This is a genomic window from Streptomyces hoynatensis (assembly GCF_003626535.1).
Lineage (GTDB): Bacteria > Actinomycetota > Actinomycetes > Streptomycetales > Streptomycetaceae > Streptomyces > Streptomyces hoynatensis.
Genome location: NZ_RBAL01000002.1, coordinates 418453 through 436769, shown reverse-complemented (window position 1 = coordinate 436769; position 18317 = coordinate 418453). Strand labels below are relative to the sequence as shown.

General features: G+C 75.3%; 17 protein-coding genes, 1 tRNA gene and 1 other RNA gene. 12 read left to right on the top strand and 7 right to left on the bottom strand.

Annotated elements, in window-relative coordinates:
* The first annotated feature begins 98 nt into the window (after positions 1-98).
* From D7294_RS05415 to D7294_RS32590, 3 genes are all read left to right on the top strand, one after another.
* Positions 99-479 carry a hypothetical protein gene (locus tag D7294_RS05415; RefSeq protein WP_120676011.1) on the top strand — a complete coding sequence of 127 codons (381 nt, stop codon included), beginning with the start codon at positions 99-101 and terminating at the stop codon, positions 477-479.
* A 119-nt stretch (positions 480-598) separates the two neighbouring features.
* Positions 599-1762, top strand: a complete 1164-nt coding sequence (locus tag D7294_RS05410) for an ABC transporter substrate-binding protein (protein WP_241562113.1) — start codon at positions 599-601, stop codon at positions 1760-1762.
* Between the two features lie 370 nt (positions 1763-2132).
* Positions 2133-2837 carry an HNH endonuclease family protein gene (locus D7294_RS32590; RefSeq protein WP_241562112.1) on the top strand — a complete coding sequence of 235 codons (705 nt, stop codon included), beginning with the start codon at positions 2133-2135 and terminating at the stop codon, positions 2835-2837.
* A gap of 77 nt (positions 2838-2914) precedes the next feature.
* Here the strand turns inward: D7294_RS32590 and D7294_RS05400 are convergent, their stop codons facing one another.
* Positions 2915-3898 carry a beta-ketoacyl-ACP synthase 3 gene (locus tag D7294_RS05400; RefSeq protein ID WP_241562111.1) on the bottom strand — a complete coding sequence of 328 codons (984 nt, stop codon included), beginning with the start codon at positions 3896-3898 and terminating at the stop codon, positions 2915-2917.
* Positions 3899-4400: 502 nt separating this feature from the next.
* On the opposite strand from D7294_RS05400, the gene rnpB reads away from it, so the two are divergent.
* From rnpB to D7294_RS05385, 4 genes are all read left to right on the top strand, one after another.
* Positions 4401-4802: RNase P RNA component class A (rnpB, locus tag D7294_RS05395), an RNA gene on the top strand.
* Between the two features lie 136 nt (positions 4803-4938).
* A tRNA-Glu gene (locus tag D7294_RS31810) sits at positions 4939-5011 on the top strand.
* Positions 5012-5453: 442 nt separating this feature from the next.
* Positions 5454-5900 (top strand): MarR family winged helix-turn-helix transcriptional regulator, encoded by a 447-nt coding sequence (locus tag D7294_RS05390; protein WP_120676005.1) that lies wholly within the window; start codon positions 5454-5456, stop codon positions 5898-5900.
* Positions 5901-5964: 64 nt separating this feature from the next.
* Positions 5965-7314 carry an MFS transporter gene (locus tag D7294_RS05385; RefSeq protein ID WP_120676264.1) on the top strand — a complete coding sequence of 450 codons (1350 nt, stop codon included), beginning with the start codon at positions 5965-5967 and terminating at the stop codon, positions 7312-7314.
* A 122-nt stretch (positions 7315-7436) separates the two neighbouring features.
* On the opposite strand, the gene D7294_RS05380 is transcribed toward D7294_RS05385, so the two are convergent.
* The gene (locus tag D7294_RS05380; RefSeq protein ID WP_120676003.1) at positions 7437-8432 is read right to left on the bottom strand and encodes an aldo/keto reductase; all 996 of its coding nucleotides are present in this window, start codon (positions 8430-8432) and stop codon (positions 7437-7439) included.
* A gap of 138 nt (positions 8433-8570) precedes the next feature.
* Here D7294_RS05380 and D7294_RS05375 point away from each other — a divergent pair, with 138 nt between their 5' ends.
* The gene (locus D7294_RS05375; protein ID WP_120676262.1) at positions 8571-9431 is read left to right on the top strand and encodes a helix-turn-helix transcriptional regulator; all 861 of its coding nucleotides are present in this window, start codon (positions 8571-8573) and stop codon (positions 9429-9431) included.
* A gap of 183 nt (positions 9432-9614) precedes the next feature.
* Here D7294_RS05375 and D7294_RS05370 read toward each other — a convergent pair whose 3' ends face one another.
* From D7294_RS05370 to D7294_RS05360, 3 genes are read right to left on the bottom strand one after another with little or no spacing between them, the layout of a single operon-like run.
* Complete coding sequence (locus tag D7294_RS05370; RefSeq protein WP_120676001.1) at positions 9615-9992, bottom strand: PIN domain-containing protein; 378 nt, start codon at positions 9990-9992, stop codon at positions 9615-9617.
* The gene (locus D7294_RS05365; RefSeq protein ID WP_120675999.1) at positions 9989-10252 is read right to left on the bottom strand and encodes a ribbon-helix-helix protein; all 264 of its coding nucleotides are present in this window, start codon (positions 10250-10252) and stop codon (positions 9989-9991) included. Before D7294_RS05365 ends, D7294_RS05370 begins: the two co-directional genes overlap by 4 nt.
* A 53-nt stretch (positions 10253-10305) precedes the next feature.
* Entirely contained in the window at positions 10306-11505 is a 1200-nt protein-coding gene (locus D7294_RS05360) for a helix-turn-helix domain-containing protein (protein WP_158674567.1), read from the bottom strand.
* A gap of 84 nt (positions 11506-11589) precedes the next feature.
* Here D7294_RS05360 and D7294_RS05355 point away from each other — a divergent pair, with 84 nt between their 5' ends.
* The 3 genes from D7294_RS05355 to D7294_RS05345 all read left to right on the top strand — a co-directional run bounded on the left by D7294_RS05355 (position 11590) and on the right by D7294_RS05345 (position 14506).
* Positions 11590-12261 carry an HAD family hydrolase gene (locus D7294_RS05355; RefSeq protein WP_120675996.1) on the top strand — a complete coding sequence of 224 codons (672 nt, stop codon included), beginning with the start codon at positions 11590-11592 and terminating at the stop codon, positions 12259-12261.
* Positions 12262-12305: 44 nt separating this feature from the next.
* On the top strand, positions 12306-13487 hold the full coding sequence (locus D7294_RS05350) for a helix-turn-helix domain-containing protein (RefSeq protein ID WP_120675994.1): 1182 nt from the start codon (positions 12306-12308) through the stop codon (positions 13485-13487).
* A 392-nt stretch (positions 13488-13879) separates the two neighbouring features.
* The gene (locus D7294_RS05345) at positions 13880-14506 is read left to right on the top strand and encodes a hypothetical protein (RefSeq protein ID WP_206619464.1); all 627 of its coding nucleotides are present in this window, start codon (positions 13880-13882) and stop codon (positions 14504-14506) included.
* Between the two features lie 97 nt (positions 14507-14603).
* On the opposite strand, the gene D7294_RS05340 is transcribed toward D7294_RS05345, so the two are convergent.
* Entirely contained in the window at positions 14604-15689 is a 1086-nt protein-coding gene (locus D7294_RS05340; RefSeq protein ID WP_120675990.1) for a DUF5937 family protein, read from the bottom strand.
* A 100-nt stretch (positions 15690-15789) separates the two neighbouring features.
* Between D7294_RS05340 and D7294_RS05335 the strand changes: the two genes are divergently transcribed.
* Entirely contained in the window at positions 15790-17136 is a 1347-nt protein-coding gene (locus D7294_RS05335; RefSeq protein WP_120675988.1) for an MFS transporter, read from the top strand.
* A gap of 136 nt (positions 17137-17272) precedes the next feature.
* Here the strand turns inward: D7294_RS05335 and D7294_RS05330 are convergent, their stop codons facing one another.
* Positions 17273-18316 carry a DMT family transporter gene (locus D7294_RS05330; RefSeq protein WP_120675986.1) on the bottom strand — a complete coding sequence of 348 codons (1044 nt, stop codon included), beginning with the start codon at positions 18314-18316 and terminating at the stop codon, positions 17273-17275.
* Between the last annotated feature and the right edge of the window lies 1 nt (position 18317).

Here is an 18317-nt window from a genome sequence, read left to right as displayed (position 1 = left end):
ATTCACCTGGTCCGCGCCCATACCGGCCGCGCGAGGCGTCGTTGTTCCAGGCGGCCCCGGCCGGCCGGCCGGGGCCGATCGCTCGGAAGGGACCAAGGATGACGTACGGTGCGCGACCCCTCGCGGTGGTGGCCTCGACGGTGGGGCTCCTGCTGGCACTTCCCGCCGGGATGACGACGGCCGCGGCCGCGGATGCCGACGCCGGGGCGGGCGGGGTGCTGTCCAACCTTTCCGGCCGGAACTCCGCCGGCCACTCCAACCTCTGCGGCACGGGCAAGCTCGCGCTCCTGAAGGAGCGCACCTGCGTGAGCGAGGACACCGGCGAGGGCGCCGGGGACGTGTCGGGGCCGAGCGGCGGCCTGCTGTCCAACCTCCTGTTCGCCCGCAACGCCTCGGGACACAGCAACAACTGCGGCAACGAGACGGTGGCGGTGCTGACCCGCACCACCTGCGTCACCGTGGACCGCTCCGGCCACTGACCGCCGCCGCGGCGCCGGGCGTGGCCACAGGAGCGCCCCAGGGGCGCAGCAGAAAATCAGCAGCAGAGGCGAGCGGCAGGGCTGACATGGTGTCGACTTCTTCTTCCTTGCGTATCGGGGTGGTTGCCCCGCTGACCGGGCGGCTGGCCCCCCTCGGGGAGCCCCTGACCCACGTGGTGCGCGCGCTGGCCCCCCGCCTGTCGCGGCTGCGCAACGGCGGCCGCACCCACGACGTGGTCCTCACCGTGCGCGACAGCCGCTCCGATCCCGGGGCGGCACGGCAGGCGGTGCGCGAACTGGCCGGGCCAGGCGGGGCGCGGCTCGTCCTCACCATGGCCGGGACCCGGGTCCTGCCGGCCGTCGCCGCGGCCTGCGAGGAGGCGGGGGTGCCCTGCCTGTCGACCACCTTCCCCTGGCAGGCGTACATGCACGCGCGCGGCGCCGGCCCGGCGCACCGCTTCCGGTGGACGTACCACTTCGCCTGGGGACTGGACGACATCGCCCGCGTCTTCGCCGGGCTGTGGGAGCAGGCCGGCGGCCCCGGCCCCGTCGGGTGCCTGTGGAACGACGACCTGCAGGGCAGCCTGCTGCGCGACCCGCGCCACGGCTTCGGGCCGGTGACCGCCGCGCGCGGGCACACCCTCGTGGACCTCGGCGCCTACCGGGAAGGGGCCGCCGGCTTCGCGGCGCAGGTGGAGCGGATGCGGGAGTGCGGCGCCGAGTTGATCACGAGCGCGGCCACCGCCGCCGACCTGGCCCTCTTCCACCGCCGGGCCCGGGAGGCGGGACGGCCGCCCCGGCTGATCACCTGCTCGCGCTGGCTGACCTACCCGCACACCCACGCCGCCCCCGAGGCCCAGGCCGAATTGGCCGAGGCGCGCGTGGCCACCCTCGTCTACTGGAGCCCGGACCACCCCTACCGCTCCAGCCTGGACGGCACCACCTGCGCGGAACTCGCCCACTCCTACCAGCGGGCCACCGGCCGCGGCTGGCTCCAGCCCCTGGGCCTGGCCCACGCCCTCCTGGAGACCGCCCGGCACGCCCTCGCCGTCGCGGCCGACCCCGAGGACCGCGCGTCCGTCGCCCTGGCCCTGGCCGAGACCCGCCTCGACACCATCGCGGGTCCCCTGGACTGGACCCGGGGCCCCACCCCCAACGTCGCCCTGCTCCCGCTGGCCGGCGGCCAGTGGCACCCGGGCCCTGGCGGCCCGCGCCTCTCCCTGGTGAGCAACGCCGACCACCCGGCCGTTCCCCTCACCGGGGACCTCACGCCGGCCCGCTGAGGCACCGGGCGCACCCGCGCCCTCGCGCGCCCCGCGGCCCCGCCGCCCCGCCGCCCCGCCGGGGTTCCTGCGGCCGGGCCCGGGGTGCGCCGGCCGCCCGCCGCCGGGTAGGAGGGAGGTACCTTCCCCCGGGCGGGACAGGACGGCGGCCCGCGGGCGGCGCGGATGCCGGGCCCGGGGGCGAGCGGGGCGGGAGGCACCCATGACAGGACGCGGAACGGGACGCGGCGCCCGGCACGGGATACGCCGCGGCGCCCGGCGCGCGGCACCGGAACCGGCGCGGCACCCGGCCGGGAACCAGGCACGGCACCAGGCACGGCACCCGGCACGAAACGCCGCGCGGGGCGCGAGACGCCGCGCGCGGGGGCTGGTGGCGCTCACGGCGGCGGCAACGCTCCTCGCCCTCGGCGGCTGCGACGCGACGGAGGAGCCCGCGGACGGCGCCGGCCGGGCGAGCGCCACGGACCCCGGCTCGCCCGGCACGTCCACGGACTCGCCCCGGGCCACGGGCGGGCCGGGGGCCACGGAACTGCCCGGGCTGCCCACGCCCGAGGCGGCCGGGGACATGCTCGCCGGCCTCGACGTGGCGCAGCCGCGCCCGATGACGGGCTACTCCCGCGACCGTTTCCCGCACTGGACCAGCGAGGAGGGCTGCACGGTGCGCGAGCGCGTGCTGCTGCGCGACGGCCGGGACGTGACGGCCGGCGAGGACTGCGCGCCGGTGTCGGGCAGGTGGCACAGCCCCTACGACGGGGCGGACTTCACCGACCCGGGCGACCTGGACATCGACCACGTCGTGCCCCTCGCCAACGCCTGGCGCTCCGGCGCGGACGAATGGACCGACGAGCAACGCGAGGCGTTCGCCAACGACCTCGACCACCCGCAGCTGCTCGCGGTCAGCGCCCGGTCGAACCGCGAGAAGGGCGACCAGTCCCCCGACGAATGGCTGCCGCCCCGGGCGGAGTTCGGCTGCACGTACGCCCTGGCCTGGACCGCGGTCAAGGACGCCTACGGCCTCAGCGTCACCGCCGCGGAGCGCGAGGCGCTGGCCACGCTGCTGGACACCTGCCCCTGAGCCGGGGCCGCGCCGCGCCCAAGGTCAGGGCCGGGCCGCGCCGCGCCCGGGGTCAGGACCGGGGGCCAGGGCCGGGGTCAGGGGCAGCGCACGACCTGGGCGCTGAAGGACAGGCCCGCGCCGAAGCCGAGCAGGAGCACGGCCGAGTCGCCGGGGACCGCCCGCCGCTCCACCAGCCGGGAGAGGGCGATCGGGATGCTCGCGGCGTTGGTGTTGCCGCAGTCGACGATGTCGCGCGCGATGTAGGCGCCCGGCGCGTCGAGTTGGCGGGCCAGGGACTCGATGATGCGCAGGTTGGCCTGGTGCGGCACGAAGGCGGCCAGCTCGCCCGGCGCGACCCCGGCGTTGTGGCAGGCCCGCCTGGCCACGGAGGCGAGCGCGGTGGTGGCCCAGCGGTAGACGCTCTGGCCCTGCTGCGTGAACAGCGGCCGGGCGCGGCCCGGGGCCGGGCCGATGGTGACCGCGTCGCCGAGGTCCGGGCGCGATCCCCAGGCCACGGGCCCGATCCCGGGCGCCGGGGCCGCGGCGGCGGAGACCACGACGGCTCCCGCGCCGTCCCCGAAGATGACGCAGCTGGTGCGGTCCTCCCAGTCGAGGAAGTCGCTCATCTTGTCGGCGCCCACCACCAGGGCGTGCCTGGCGGCCCCCGCGGACAGGGCGTGGTCCGCGATGGCGAGGGCGTGCGAGAAGCCGGAGCAGGCGGCGTTGACGTCGAAGGCCGCCGCCGTCGGCACCCGCAGCTCCTGCGCCACCCTGGCCGCCGTGCTCGGCATCCGCTCGGCGGTGGTGCTGGTGGCGACGACGACCAGGTCGATCTCCTCGGGGGCGAGTCCGGAATGGGCCAGGGCCTTTCCCGCGGCGGCGGAGGCCATGCCGGCGACGGTCTCGTCGGGGTCCGCGAGGTGCCGGGTGGCCGGGCCCACGCGGCTGCGAATCCATGCGTCGGAGGTGGAAAGGCGGGCGGCGAGCTCCTCGTTGGCGAGCACGCGAGCCGGAAGGTGGTGAGCGGCGGCCCGGATAGTCGACCCCATGGCGGTGTCCTCCACAAAACGTCCGGTCATGCCGTGCGGCATGCTGAGCCGAGGTTCTCCGTGCGCGCCGATTCGGCAACCACAACGCCGCGAGCGCACCGGACAATCGAATTGCTGTGCAGGTGTCCACCGATTCCGGCGACGGAACGCCCGATACGCCGCCGCGCCGGAAAGTCCTGCCCGAACCACGCTACCAACCGGGCGTCACCGCCAACTACACCACGAATTCGAGCCCCTCGAACGTGTGATCTTCGGGAACTGCCCGGCGTGCCCGGGGCTCTTGCGACTCGCCGGGAAGTATCGCGCCACGAGGCGAAAGCATTCCCACCCGGCCCAGGATTCGCCGTGGTTTCCCCTTTCCGCCGGCCCGGGTCCGGGAATCGGCATGCGAAATCCCGGCAAGAGAAACAATGTCCGGTTGCGACCCGGAGCCCGCGCGCCCCCGCGGCGGGCGTCGCCGGGCGCCCCGGCCGCCGGCGGGCGGGTGCCCCGGCGCCGCCGGCGGCCGGTCGTCTACCATGGGCGCGGCAGACGAGCCGAGTGGACGGCCGCGACGGGACCCAGGTCCCGCCGAGGAACGTCCGGACTCCACAGGGCAGGGTGGTGGGTAACGCCCACCCGGGGTGACCCGCGGGAAAGTGCCACAGAAAGCAGACCGCCGGGGGCCGCGAGGCCGCCGGTAAGGGTGAAACGGTGGTGTAAGAGACCACCAGTGCCCAGGGTGACCTGGGCAGCTCGGTAAACCCCACCCGGAGCAAGGTCAAGAGGGGCCGCCGCCAGGCGGCCCTGCGCGGACGTTCGAGGGCTGCCCGCCCGAGTCCGCGGGTGGACCGCACGAGGCCGGTGGTGACATCGGTCCCAGATGGATGGCCGTCTCCCGGTCGGCCGCGAGGCCGGCCGGCGACAGAATCCGGCGTACAGCTCGACTCGTCTGCCCCTTCGCCCGCCCTTCGTCTGCCCCTCGTCTGCTCTTTGGCCCACGCCGGCCGCCGCATGCCCGCGCAGGCCCCGGCGGCCCGCGGCGTTAATTGCCTTGAGCCGCACGCCAATTGACTTTTCATCTGATGATCGCTCCAGGTGTGCAGGCACGGGTTACTTCCCCTTTTCATGGGGTGGTTGCGGGTTCGAGTCCCGCCGGGGGCACGCCTCCGCAGCGCAACGGCGGAGCACCTTGTCACCCGCGCCGACCTCGCTCTCCGGACGCCACAACTTCCGACGTGCACCTCCCGGTGCGCGGGCCGCCGCTCCTTCTTCCGGGTATTCCGGAGCGAATGCGGCGGCCGCCGATTCCGATCCCGGGAGGCACAGGCATCGGGGGCGCCCGGCGCGAAGGCAACGGATACCGGAACCGAGAGATGCGGGTGCGCATCCCGCCCGGCCGGGCGCACGCCCGGCCGGTGGCTCAACCGGCAGGGGCCGCGAGGACGCGATGCCTGAGCGACGCGGCGTTCCGGATGGTGCCGCCGCCTGAGGCCGGGCGGAACGCGGCCTGGCCCTGGGAGGGCTGACCGGCCCCCGCCGGGAACAGGTTGCCCTGTACAGGCAACCCTGTACAGGGCAACCTGTGAACGCTAGCGTGGAGGGCATGAGCGAGAACCGGAGCCTGTCGCCCTCGGCGATCGAGGCGTCGCGCGAGGTCCGCGCGGTCATCAGCCGCCTGCGGCGCCGCATCCTGAGCGCCTCCGAGTCGGAGGACATCACCCTCAGCCAGGCCTCCGTCCTGGCCCGCCTGTCCGGCCGGGGGGGCGTCACGGCGAGCGAGCTGGCCGCGGCCGAAGGGGTGCGGCACCAGTCGATGACGGCGACGGTCGCCTCGCTGGCCGCGCGGGGTCTCGTGGCGCGGACCCCCGACCCGCACGACGGGCGGCGCCTGCTGATCGCGCTGACCGCGGAGGGCCAGCGCCGGGTGGAGGAGGGGCGGCACGCCAGGAACGAGTGGCTCGCCGGCCGCCTCCAGGAGCGGTGCACGGAGGAGGAGCGCCGGACCGTGATCGCCGCCATGGCCGTGCTGGAGCGGCTGACCGGTGACTGAGGCGAGGGCGGACTCCACGGCGCGGGCGGCGGCGCCCGGCTTCGACCGGCGGCTGCTGCCGCCGATGCTGCTGGGCTCGGTCCTGAACCCGATCAACTCGACGATCATCTCCGTCGCGCTCGTCCCCATAGGCAGGGCGCTGGGTGCGCCCTCCTCGCAGACCGCGTGGCTGGTCTCCGCCCTCTACCTGGCCACCTCGCTCGGGCAGCCGGTCGTGGGCCGGCTCATCGACCTGTTCGGGCCGCGCAGGCTGTTCCTCCTCAGCACCGGCCTCGTCGGCCTCGCCGGCGTGGCCGGCACCCTGGCGCCGAACCTGGGGGTGCTGATCGCCGCGCGCGTCCTGCTCGGCTTCGGCACCTGCGCCGGCTACCCGGCCGCGATGGCGCTGCTGCGCAGCGAGGCCAGGCGCACCGGAAGGGACAGCCCCGGCGGGGTGCTGACCGCCCTCGCGGTCGCCAACCAGACCGTCGCCGTCGTCGGCCCGCTGCTGGGCGGCCTGCTGATCGCGGCGGGCGGCTGGCGGGCCACCTTCGCGCTGAACGTGCCGCTGTCCGCCGCGGCCGTGCTGCTGGGCGCGCTGCGCCTGCCGAAGCCGGAGCGCACCGGCCCCTCCCCGCGGCGGCGGCCGTTCGCCCGGCTCGACCTGCCCGGCATGGGCCTGTTCGCGGTGCTGCTCACCTCGCTGCTGCTCTTCCTGATGAACCCGCGCCCGGGCACCTGGTACCTGGCCGCGCTCGCCGCCGCCGCGGGCGGGGCGTTCGCGGTGCGGGAGGTGCGGGCCGCCACCCCCTTCATCGACCTGCGGGTGCTCGGCGGCAACGTGCCCCTGCTGGCCACCTACGGACGCGCGCTCGTCGCCTACGTCGTGGCCTACTCCTTCCTCTACGGCTTCAGCCAGTGGACCGAGGAGGCCTACGGGCTGACCCCCTTCCACGCCGGGCTGGCGCAGATCCCCATGTTCCTGACGGCGATCGGCGTCTCGCTGGTGTCCGGGCGGCGCAGGGGCGTGCGCGGGAAACTGCTGGTGGGCGCGGCCGGGCAGATCGTGGCCTGCCTGCTGATGCTGACCCTCGCCGGGCAGAGCCCGCTGTGGATGCTGCTGCTCGTCGCCCTGATCTTCGGCATCCCGCAGGGCCTGAACAACCTGGCCCTGCAGAACTCCGTCTACTTCCAGGCCGACCCGGAACGCATCGCCTCCTCGGCCGGGCTGCTGCGCACGTTCGCCTACCTCGGCTCGATGGTCGCCTCCTCCGCGACCGCCGCCTCCTTCGGGCAACGCGCGGACACCGGCGGCATGCACCAGCTCGCCTGGGTCATGCTCGTCGCCGGCGTGCTCTACCTCCTGCTCACCCTCGTCGACCGCACCCTCGGCCGCGCGCCGGCGCCGGACGCCCCGGCGGCACGCCAGGGGTGACCCGCGGGGCCGTTGACCCGGCCGCCCGGGCGGCGGCCCCCGCTGCCCACGGCCGCCCGCCGGCCGGGTGCCCGCGGGTGGCGGGGTCGCCGCCGGGTTCCGGCCGGTGGGCGGGGCGGGGCTCAGTTGCCCACGCCGAGGCCGGACATGAACGCGGGCGGGTACCGGTCGCCGCGGGCCGCGCCCGCCGGCACCGCCTTCTCGATCTCCGCGAGATCCGCCGCGGTGAGGCCGAGATCGGCCGCGGGCAGCGCCTCGGCCAGCCGCTCCCGGGTCCGCGCGCCGACCAGCGGCACGATGTCCTCGCCCTGCGCGGCCACCCAGGCGATCGCCAGCTGGGCGACCGTGCAGCCCTTCGCCTCGGCGACCCGGCGCAGGGCCTCCACCAGGGCGAGGTTGTGCTCCACGTTGCCTTCGGCGAACCGCGGGCCGAACCCGCGGCTGTCGCCCGGCCCCGCCGTGTATCCCGGCCGCCAGTGCCCGGAGATGAGGCCGCGGCCGAGGACCCCGTACGCGGTCAGGCCGATGCCGAGCTCCCGCAGCGTGGGCAGGACCTCCGCCTCCACCGCGCGGGACAGCAGCGAGTACTCGATCTGCAGGTCGGCGACCGGGTGCACGGCGTGCGCCCGGCGGATCGTGTCCGCGCCGACCTCCGAGAGGCCCAGGTGCCGCACGTACCCGGCCTCGATCAGCTCCTTGACGGCGCCCACCGTCTCCTCGATCGGCACCGCAGGGTCCAGCCTGGCGGGCCGGTACACGTCCACGTGGTCGGTGCCCAGCCGGGTCAGCGAGTAGGCCAGGAAGTTCTTCACCGCCTCGGGGCGGCAGTCGTGCCCGCCGAAGCCGGGCCCGGGACCGCGCAGCATGCCGAACTTGACGCTCAGCCGGTAGCTCTCCCGGTCCCGGCCGCGCAGCGCCTCGGCCAGCAGCAGCTCGTTGTGCCCCATGCCGTAGAAGTCGCCGGTGTCGATCAGCGTGACCCCGGCGTCGAGCGCCGCGTGCACGGTGGCGATGCTCTCGGCGCGGTCGGCCTCGCCGTACGCCCCCGACATGCCCATCGCGCCGAGGCCGAGCACGGAGGTGGCCGGTCCCGTGCTGCCCAGGGTTCGTGTCCGCATCGCTTCTCCTTCGCGGTCTTCCGTCGTCGATCTCGCCCCCCACCCTGGGCCCGCGCGGCGGCGAGCGGGAGCGGAGCGTTCATCGTGGGAGCGCCGCTCCCTGGCTGCGGCCCGCCGGCGGGAGGGACCATGGGGGACATGCAGCGTGACGAGCTTGCCGACTTCCTGCGCCGCCGCCGCGAGGCGATCCGCCCCGCGGAGGTCGGCATCGCCGACGGCCCCCGCCGCCGCACCGCCGGCCTGCGCCGGGAGGAGGTCGCCATGCTCGCCGGCATGTCCGTGGACTACGTCGTGCGCCTCGAACAGGGCCGCAGCAGTCAGCCCTCGCCCCAGCTGCTCGGCGCGCTGGCCCGGGCGCTGCGCCTCTCCGAGGACGAGCGGGACCACCTGTTCCACCTGGCCGGCCACCGGCCCCCGCCGGCCGACGGGGTGGCCAGGCTGGCCCGCGCGGGGCTGATCCGCATGCTCGACCTGCTCGGCGACACCCCGGCGCTGGTGATGTCCGACCTCGGCGAGGTCCTCGCCCAGAACCGGATGTCCGTCCTGCTGACCGGCGACCACACCCGCTTCACCGGCGACCGGCGTTTCATGGCCTACCGCTGGTTCACCGAGCCCGCCGCCCGCGCCGTCTGCCCGCCCGCGGACCGCGCGCACCAGTCCCGCCAGCTGGTGGCCGACCTCCGAGCGGCCGCCGGCCGCCGCTCGGGAGACCCGCTGGTCGCCGCGCTCGTCGAGAAACTGCACGCCGCGAGCGCCGAGTTCCGCCGGCTCTGGGCGGAACACGAGGTCGCGGTCCGGCGCGCCGACCACAAGACCCTGCTGCACCGGCGGGTCGGCCGCATCCGCCTTGACTGCGAAACGCTCGTCACCCCCGACCAGCGTCAGCAACTGCTCGTGCTCACCCCGGCCGACGACGAGGCCCGCGAACGGCTGGAACTCCTGCGCGTCCTGGGCATCGAGGAGTTCCCCGCCCAGGCCCCTGACACCCCCGTCCGCTGACCCCCTCCCCACCAGGACCGACGCCGCCCCCGGTCACCGCAACCCTGCGCATGTCCCCTCCTCCTCAGCCGGACAGCAGGTCACCTCACCGCCTGTGACCCTACGTGAGAGGACTGACACTCCGGGTGGGCCGGCTCCCGCGGGGCAACGCCGGCGCTCAGGCGAGGCGACGCCACCCCAGGCTCAGCCGCCGGGATTCAGCGGCGTGATGCCGGTTCCGGCGTAGGACTCCGGCTCCAGCGACAGGACCGTGACGGGCTCGCCCGCCTTGAGTGCCTGCCAGGCGATCGCGGCCGGGTGGCCGAAGGACCAGGCGACGCCCGGCCAGCTCGCGGCCTCCACGGCGTGCCCGGCGGTGAGGGGAACCTGCTCGGCGAACCGCAGCGATGCCGCGTGCCGGCCGGAGCCCGGCGCCTGCCGCTCGGCCGCCAGGACGGACACCGCAGGAACCAGCACGCGGCCGGTGCCGCGCGACGCCTCGATGTACAGGCCGGTGAAAAACGGGTCCGCCTCGTAGAGTGCGGCGAGGGCGGTGTGGTCGAGAACCGCGGTCAGGCTCATGCGGCGGCGCCGCCCGGCCGCTCCTGGTGCGCGCGGACCTTCGCCCAGGCTTCCGCACCGGCCCGCCGGGCCTGCTCGCTGTAGTCGACCCCGAGCTCACGCGCGGCCTCGTACGCCCGCTGCTCCCGCTCGGGCTCGGTGAGCTCGCGCGAGGACAGCTCCTCCAGCAGCTCGGTGATGGTGGTGCCGCGCTCCGCCGCGAGAATCCGCAGACGATCGCGCACCTCTTCGGTGGTCTTGATGCTCGTCGGCTTCCCCATGCGGGGATTCTACCGCCGGTAGAACCCGGAGCGCCCGCCGGGTGGGCGGCCCGCTACGGCGCCTGGTGCAGCCCGGCCCACTTCGCCAGTATCGACAGCTCCGGCTTGGAACGGCGGTGCAGGGAGACGAGAACGCGCAGCACCTCGCGCGCCATCGGGTGGATGCGTGCCATCTGGGGCGCCACTTCCCGCGCCTGGAGCAGCGAGTACAGGGCCGCGTCCCGGTCCCCCGCCGCCAGGTGTGCGCGTGCCGCGTCGATGTGGAGGTGCCCGATGCGGGTGGGCGCGAGCCCGGGCAGTGCCGCGCCCGCGAGCCCCTGTGCCATCGCGACCGCCCGCCGCGGCCGTTCGAGTTCGACGTGCGTGGCCAACTCGTGCAGCGCCACGTTCCCGGGCCCGAAGGTGAGGTTGTGGCGATAGTGGTCGCCGGGCGGCAGCGTCTCCGCAAGTCGCCTGGCGTGCCGCAGGTGATGCTGCGTGGTGGCATCGTCGCGCGCCCGGGCGGCCAGGGTGACCCCCCTCAGGTGGAGCGATCCGGTCGCCACGACGGCATCGACGCTGCCCGCTCCCGCCGCACCGGCCGCCGCGAGGGCGCGATCGACGACGGCGAGCCCTTCGAGGTAGTCGCCCGCGGACTGGTGGGTGCCGGACTCGGTCCAGGCGGCGGCCAGTTGGGCCACCGGCGTCCAGGTCTGGTGCGCGGCCCACTCCTGCCGGGCCGCCACCACATCGGCGAGGTCGGGGTACCCGAGCCGGTGCGCGAGGGTGTAGGCGCAGGAGTAGGCGTCCACGAGCATCTGCCACGCCTCGGGCTCGCCGGAGTCGTGCGCATGGGCGACGGCGCGGGCAATGAGGTCGGGAAGCACGGGCAGCAGCCGCCGGTAGTTGGTGCCGGCGCGCAGCTTCGAGGCCGCGGCGACGTCGGCGGGCAACGCGTCGGGCCGCACCTCGCTCACCCGCGGATGCCGGTGGCGGCGCACGGCGGCGCGCAGGGCGTCGATGAGGTCGGGGGCCGGGGACTCGGCGTACGGCTGGCCGTAGAGGACGGGCAGCGGAATGCCCAGGGCGCCGGCCAGCGCGGCGGCGACCGCCGGACGGCAGGCCCGGTCTCCCACCTCGATCTTCGACAGAAGGCTCTTCGAGATGCTTGCCCGGTGGGCCAGCGCCTGCTGCGACCAGCCCTTGGCCTTGCGCTGGAGGGCGATGTTCTCGCCCACGGCGCCGGGCGCGGGCGGTGCGGTGGCGGGGTTCATGTACAGAGTGTTCCCCATCGCGGGCGCTACGTGTCCGGTTCGCGCCACACCGCCCGGGCCGCACCACGCCCTACGCTGGTCCCCGTGATCAGGTGCGTGGCCCTCGACATCGGCGAGACGCTGACCAGGGACGACCGGTACTGGGCCGCGTGGGCCGACTGGCTTGACGTGCCCCGGCACACGCTGTCCGCGCTGGTCGGGGCCGTCGTCGCCCAGGGCCGCGACAACGCGGACGCCCTCCGCCTGCTGCGGCCCGGCATCGACGTGGCGGCCGAGTACGCCGCACGCGAGGCGGCGGGCCGCGGCGAACTCCTCGAAGAGAGCGACCTGTACGAGGATGTGCGGCCCGCGCTGGCCGCCCTCCGCGCCCTGGGCGTGCGCGTCGTCGTGGCGGGCAACCAGACCCGCCGCGCCGGGGAGTTGCTGCGGGCGCTCGACCTGCCGGTGGACGCCCTCGCGGTGTCCGCCGAATGGGACGTGGCGAAGCCTTCCCCAGAGTTCTTCCTGCGGGTCGCGGCTCTCGGCGAAGCCCGGCCCGGAGAGATCCTGTACGTCGGCGACCACCCGGCCAATGACGTGTTCCCCGCGCGCCGGGCGGGTCTGTCGATCGCCCACCTGCGCCGGGGGCCGTGGGGCCACTTCTGGGCCGACGATCCACGGGTGCGCGCCGCGGCGGACTGGAGCATCGCCGGACTCGCCGAACTGACCGGCATCGTGACGCGGGCCAACTCCCGGGAAACCCGTACCCGTCGGTGATCGCCCGGGTACCGTGCGGCGTGCAGGTACCGAACGGAGGCGAAATGGCGGCACACACCGCGCTGGAAGTAGGACGTCGCGTCGCCTTCTACCGGCGGCTTGCCCGCATGACCCAGTGCGAGCTGGCCAATGCGGCGGGGTTGGGTGCGGGCACGCTGCAGAAGATCGAGCGGGGCGCCCGCGGTGCCGGTGACTCCGTGCTGGAGAGCATCGCCGACGCTTTGGGGGTGGAAGTCGAGCGCCTTCTCCGTGACCGAAAGGGCATCGCCGATTACGTGCACGCAGCAATGCCCGGTCTCCACAAGGTGCTTGCCAGCTACGACGATCCGGACGACGGGCCGGTCCGGTCCCTCGCCGAACTGCGAGAAGCCGTCGCGGCCGTGGTGACGCAGCGACTCCAGTCCCAGTACGTGGGGACCATGCGTGTGGGGCCCGACCTGCTGACGGAACTGCTGCGGGCACTCGCCATCGCCCCAGCCGACGCCCGGGCGGAGGTGGCAAGGCTGGTTGTGGCCGCATGCCGGGCAGTGGACGCCGCAGCATACAAGAGCGGCGCGGTGGACCTCTCCGCACGACTGGTCGGCCTCATGCGGTGGGCCGGACAGCAGGCCGACGACCCCATGACGGCGAGCACGGTGGCCTACGTGCGGGCCGAGGTTCACTTCGTCAGCCGCACGCACGAAGCCGGGCTCCGGGCACTGGAGCGGGCGATCGACACCGTTCCGCCACCGAACGGGATTGCGGCGAGTGCCGCTCGCGGCTCCCTGCACATGCGAGCCGCTGTCATCGCTGGCAGGGCGCAACAAGCCGATGTTGCTGCTGAGCACATGACCCTGGCCGCCGACCTGGCGAGCCAGGTGCGGGAAGGAGTCTATGACGGGACCGCATTCGGTCCGGACTCCGTGCGGGTGCACGAAGTCTCGCTGGCGGTCTCACTGGGCGAAGGGCACCTTCAGCGTGCGCTGGACATTGCGAGAACGTGGGCGCCGCCCCGTGGCCTGCCTTCGGAGCGCCGCAGCGGCTTCTACATTGAATTGGCCCGCGCACAACTGTGGGCCGGACGGCCGCAGGATGCCTTCGAGTGCCTCAGCCTCGCCCGCCAGATGGCGCCACAACACGTGCGTGAACACCGCTGGGTGAAGGAGGACATCGGTACGCTGCGCCGCCTACGCCGATCGCCTGCCGAAACTTTGACGAGCTTTGCCGAGTGGTGCGGAGCCGTCTGAGGCCGCTCTGACCCACAGCGGGTCACTTACGGCAGTGTGCGGAGGCCAGGATCTGCCTACCTGATCAATCGGCAGACGGAACGGGCCATGAGTGAACTCCTGTATACCGCCGCCCAGGCAGCAGGCGACCACACTGCTTCTCTCCTCGGAGAGACGGTGCGGAACCGCAGCGCTGGGCACTCTTCCCCTGAACGACCGCAGGCGGTGCCCCCCTCTGCCGCGGGACGTTACGTCTCTCCCGAGTGCGCCGGACGCCGGTGCGAGGACTGCCACCAGTACGAGGCACGTCCGCCCGAGCCGCACAACGGGATCGCATTCGATCCGTGCACCCATCCGTGCCACAGCATGTGGCCGTTTCCAAAGGCCGTTCGGTGACCGGGGGAACGAGCGGGGTGCCCACCGCTGGACGGCTGCGGTTCTGGGGCCAGGGGAGGCTGCCGGTGCCGTATGTCACGCGGTGGACCGGTGAGGCCGTCGCCACGGACGGGGCGCTGGGCCTGCGGCCGGACGGGAGGGGCATCGGCTACCGCGGCGAGAACGCCGAGGACCGGGATCGGCACGGGGTGCTGTGGGCCCGGGTCCGCGAGCAACCGGGCAGCGGGCGGCCGGACTTCCGCACCATGCACCCGGCCCGCCAGCGGCGCGCCATGTGGGAGCGGCTTTGCCAGGTGTGCGGCCTGCCCGCCGACCGGAACACGAAGGGGTGGCTCTTCGCTCTGCGGCGACCGGAGGCGGCGGAGGCCGTTCCCGGCTGGCCCGAGGGGCTGTTGTGCACCAAGCCGCCGGTGTGCGTGCCCTGCGCCCGCCTCGCCGCCCGGCACTGCCCGCACCTGGACCTCCCGGTGTACGTGCGGGTGCGGAAGCCGCGGGTGTGGGGGGTGTTCGGGGGCGCGTTCGACGCCCGCCTCGTTCCGGGCCCCGACGGCTACCTCCCCTACGGGCACCCGGCCGCGCCCTTCTTCCTCGCCAACCAGGTGGCCCTCGAACTCACCCGCTGCACGCCGGTGGCGGCGCCGTAGCCACCGGAGGCCATGGGCCGGGGGCGGTGGGGGGACTGGGGTGCCGGAGGGTGGGGGGTGCAGGGGCCTGCCCGCGGTGCGGGGTGGGCGGGGGCGCTCAGCGCAGGACGGCCGCCAGCAGGTCCGTGCCCAGGGTCGTCGTCTCGGGCAGGTTGAGGGTGTAGTGCACGTAGCGCCCCTGCCGCCGGGCGGTGAGCAGGCCGGCGCGGCGCAGGACGGCGAGGTGGCGGGAGACCTCCGGGGGTGAGAGTCCCCAGGCATGGGCGAGTTCGCCGGTGGTGTGCGGGCCGCGGGCCAGGGTGCGCAGCAGCCGCAGTCGTACCGGATGTGCGAGTGCCTCCAGCCGGCGGGTGACCGTTTCCAGGGACACCGGCTCCGAGGGGCCCGGCTCGGCCACCGGGTACTGCACCACGGGACGCCACCCGGGCGCGTGGACCACCACCAGGTGCGGGCGGCCGAAGACGGTGGGGATGAAGGTGACCCCGGTGCCGTGCGCGGCGGTCGCGCTGTCCTGCAGCTTGTCCACGAGGATGCAGTCGCCTTCCGGGGTCAGGGCGACCGCGCCGGAGACCGAGGCGAGTGCCGCCCCGATGCCCTGGCGCCTCAGCAGCTCGTTCTTCAGGCGCAGGTCGGCGGCCAGTTGGGCGGTGACGCCCGCCCAGGCCGCGGCGAAGAACGCCTCGGCGCACTGTTCGAGGGTGTGGCGCACCCGTGCCCGCACCGCGGCCGGGTCCGCGAGCAGCCGCTCCGCGAATGCCTCCTGGAGTGCGCCGCGGGCCTGGGCCAGGCCCAGGGCCCGCTCGCGCGCGGTCGGGTCGGCGAGCGGCGAGGGCGCGCCGAAGTGGACCCGGCTGCTGCCGCAGGTGGTGGTGAGCGCGGCGGTCGCATAGGTCTCGTCGTCGATCCGGTCGACCTCGTCCAGTTCCTCGGCGAGGGTCTGCCGGGGCCGGGCGGGGACCAGGAAATCGGCTCTTGAGGAACGCCAGAGGAACTCCGCCTCCCGCAGCCGCTCGGCCAGTTCCGGCGGCAGCCCGGCCCAGACGTCCGAGGCCCAGGCGGCCAGCCGCGGGTGGTGCCCGGGTTCGGCCAGGACGTGCAGCATCGCGGTCAGCTCGGCCAGCGGAGAGGCGGCGAACCGCAGCCGCCCGGCCGGCAGTCCGGCGATGTCGATGCGCAGCGTCATCCGCCCATCATCGCCGGTGGGGCGGCCGGCGACGGCGCCGGTTGACGAGGTCGGTCAATCGACGTGCCGCCCCGCGCGGCCCGGCGGGACCGTGGGCGCCATGGCAGCAACCACCGCAGGAATCCGGCCCCGCGCCCTCGTCCGCGCCTCCGGGGGCCCGCGTTACGCCGTCGCCCTGGCCGTGGACGCGCTCGGCACCGGCCTGCTGCGGCCCTTTCTGCTGCTCTACGGGGTGACGGTGCTCGGGCTGTCCGCGCCGGTCGCCGGCACCGCCATGACGGCCGGCGTCGTGACGGGGCTCGGGTGCGTGCCCGCGGTGGGCCGATGGCTGGACCGGGGCGCGCGCAGCACGGTCGTGGCGGCGTCGATGCTGGTGCGGGTGCTGGGCGTGGCGCTGCTGCTGGCCGCCCCGGCGGGGCAGGTCTGGCTGTTCGCGGCGGCGGCGCTCTTCCTCGGCATCGGCAACCAGGCGTGGCCGGCCGCGCACGCCGCCCTCGTGGCCACGGTCGCCCACGGCCGGGAACGTGACGCCGCCCTCGCGGGGGGCCGCGCCCTGCGCAACGCCGGCCTGGGCGCCGGTGCCCTCCTGGCCGGCGCGTGCCTGGCGGGCGGCACCACCGCGTTGCGGGCGCCGGCGGCCGTCACCGGGCTCGCCTACCTCGCCGCGGCGGCCCTGGCCTGGTCGGTCCACGTGCGCGCCCAACCGGTCACTGCCGGGAAGACGGACGCCGGGGGCGGAGGCGGAGGCGGGGGCGGAGGCGGGGGCGGGGGCGGGCAAGGGGCCGGGAACGGGCGCGGGCGCGGGGACTTGGCCGAGGACGGGGGCGGGCGCGGGGACTTGGCCGAGGACGGGGGCGGGCGCGGGGACTTGGCCGAGGACGGGGGCGGGGGCGGCGGGCCCGCGCGCCGGATGCGGGCGCTCCTGGCCGCCAACGTGATCTACGTCTTCTGCCTCAACGTCCCCGAGGTCGCGCTCCCCCTGGTCCTGGTGACGCAGCTGCACGCCTCCCCGGTGTGGCCGGCGGCCGTCTTCATGGCCAACACGGTGCTGGTGGTCACCCTGCAGGTTCCGGTCACCGTCCTGATGTCCCGTTTTCCCCGCCGGTCCGTGCTGGCGTTCGCCGGCCTGGTGCTCACCGCCTCCTACCTCGCCTTCCTCGCGGCCGCCTCCCTGGGGCACGGCCGGGGCGTCCCGGCCGTCGCCGCGGTGTCCGTGGTGTGCACCCTCGGCGAGATCCTCTATGCGGGCAGCGCCACCGCGCTCGTCACCGCCCTCGCACCGGCGCAGGCCCTGGGACGCGCCCTCGCCCGCTTCCAGCTCTCCACGGGCTTCGGCCTCGCCGTCTCCCCGGCGCTCATCACCGCGCTCGCCCCGCACGGCCCGGCCGCCCTCTGGGGCGGCCTCGCCGCCGCGACGCTCCTGTCCGCCGCCGCCGTCGCCCGCTGAGCAGCCGGGGAGCGCGGGCGGGAGCGCACGGGCCGGGGAACGCGCTCGGGGCGCACGGACTAGGGAACGCGGCCGGGGCGCACGGCCGGGCGCGCGGGGCCGGGTACAGGCCGGGGCGCGCGGGGCCCGGGACGGTTCAGGTGCCGCACTCCTCCGGGGTGCCGTGGCGGGGGGCCGCCTGCGGGGCGGGGGACGCGGGGCCGGCGGAGGGCGCGGCGGGCGCGGCCGGGCCGCCGGAGGCGACGGCCGCCGCGTCCTGGGAGGCGTTCCGGGCCTCCTGGGAGGCGTTCCCGGCGGCCGGGGCCGCGGAGTGAGCGGCGGCCCGGGCCGCGGCGGGGCGGGGGCCGCCGGTGGCCAGGACGCTGCCGGTGAGGATCAGGGCGAAGGCGCAGATCATGCCCACGCCCAGCGGCTCGTCGAGGAAGAGGACGCCGGCGGCGACGGCGACGGCCGGGTTCACGTAGGTGATGACCACCGCGCGGGAACTGCCCACCTCCCGGATGAGTTCGAAGAAGCAGAGGAAGCCGAGGGCGGTGCACAGGACGCCGAGTCCCGCGAGCGAGGCCAGGACCTTGCCCTCGGGCACCTCGGCGGGCCAGGTCAGCGCCGCGGGGGTCGCGTACAGGAGCGCCGCCAGGCTCAGGCAGGCCGCGGTCAGCGGCAGCGTCGGCACCTCGCGCAGGCGGCGGGCGGCGATCAGCGGGGCGGTGGCGTAGCCGAGGGCGACCAGCAGCACCTCGGTCACCGCCCAGGCGCTGCCGCCGAGTTGGGGCCCGGCGAGGACGGCGACGCCGGCCAGGCCGACGCCGAGCCCGGCCAGGCGGCGGGGCCCTATCCGCTCCTCGCCCCCGGTCAGCCGGGAGACGACGAGGGCGATGACGGGAACGGCAGCGAGCAGCAGGCCGCTCATCGAACTCGACAGGTGGCGTTCCGCGTCCGAGAGCAGCAGCCAGGGGCCGATGATCTCGCAGGCCGCGAACAGCACGATCGGCACCGCGTGCCGGCGCAGCGCGGGCAGTTCCCTGGCCGCGAGCGGGAGGAGCAGGAGGGCGCCGATCGCGGTGCGGCCGAAGACGACCATGGGCACCGAGACCCCGTCGAGCGCCACCTTGATCATGAGGTAGGGCACGCCCCAGATGAGGCACATCGAGGCGAAGAGCAGCCAGCCGCGTGGAGACATG

What these genes read in the sequence shown, in the direction of transcription:
- D7294_RS05415 (WP_120676011.1), top strand. Translation starts at nt 99, where the DNA reads ATGACGTACGGTGCGCGACCCCTCGCGGTGGTGGCCTCGACGGTGGGG.
- D7294_RS05400 (WP_241562111.1), bottom strand. Translation starts at nt 3,898, where the DNA reads ATGACCGGACGTTTTGTGGAGGACACCGCCATGGGGTCGACTATCCGG.
- D7294_RS05390 (WP_120676005.1), top strand. Translation starts at nt 5,454, where the DNA reads ATGAGCGAGAACCGGAGCCTGTCGCCCTCGGCGATCGAGGCGTCGCGC.
- D7294_RS05385 (WP_120676264.1), top strand. Translation starts at nt 5,965, where the DNA reads ATGCTGCTGGGCTCGGTCCTGAACCCGATCAACTCGACGATCATCTCC.
- D7294_RS05380 (WP_120676003.1), bottom strand. Translation starts at nt 8,432, where the DNA reads ATGCGGACACGAACCCTGGGCAGCACGGGACCGGCCACCTCCGTGCTC.
- D7294_RS05375 (WP_120676262.1), top strand. Translation starts at nt 8,571, where the DNA reads ATGCAGCGTGACGAGCTTGCCGACTTCCTGCGCCGCCGCCGCGAGGCG.
- D7294_RS05370 (WP_120676001.1), bottom strand. Translation starts at nt 9,992, where the DNA reads ATGAGCCTGACCGCGGTTCTCGACCACACCGCCCTCGCCGCACTCTAC.
- D7294_RS05365 (WP_120675999.1), bottom strand. Translation starts at nt 10,252, where the DNA reads ATGGGGAAGCCGACGAGCATCAAGACCACCGAAGAGGTGCGCGATCGT.
- D7294_RS05360 (WP_158674567.1), bottom strand. Translation starts at nt 11,505, where the DNA reads ATGAACCCCGCCACCGCACCGCCCGCGCCCGGCGCCGTGGGCGAGAAC.
- D7294_RS05350 (WP_120675994.1), top strand. Translation starts at nt 12,306, where the DNA reads ATGGCGGCACACACCGCGCTGGAAGTAGGACGTCGCGTCGCCTTCTAC.
- D7294_RS05340 (WP_120675990.1), bottom strand. Translation starts at nt 15,689, where the DNA reads ATGACGCTGCGCATCGACATCGCCGGACTGCCGGCCGGGCGGCTGCGG.
- D7294_RS05335 (WP_120675988.1), top strand. Translation starts at nt 15,790, where the DNA reads ATGGCAGCAACCACCGCAGGAATCCGGCCCCGCGCCCTCGTCCGCGCC.
- D7294_RS05330 (WP_120675986.1), bottom strand. Translation starts at nt 18,316, where the DNA reads ATGTCTCCACGCGGCTGGCTGCTCTTCGCCTCGATGTGCCTCATCTGG.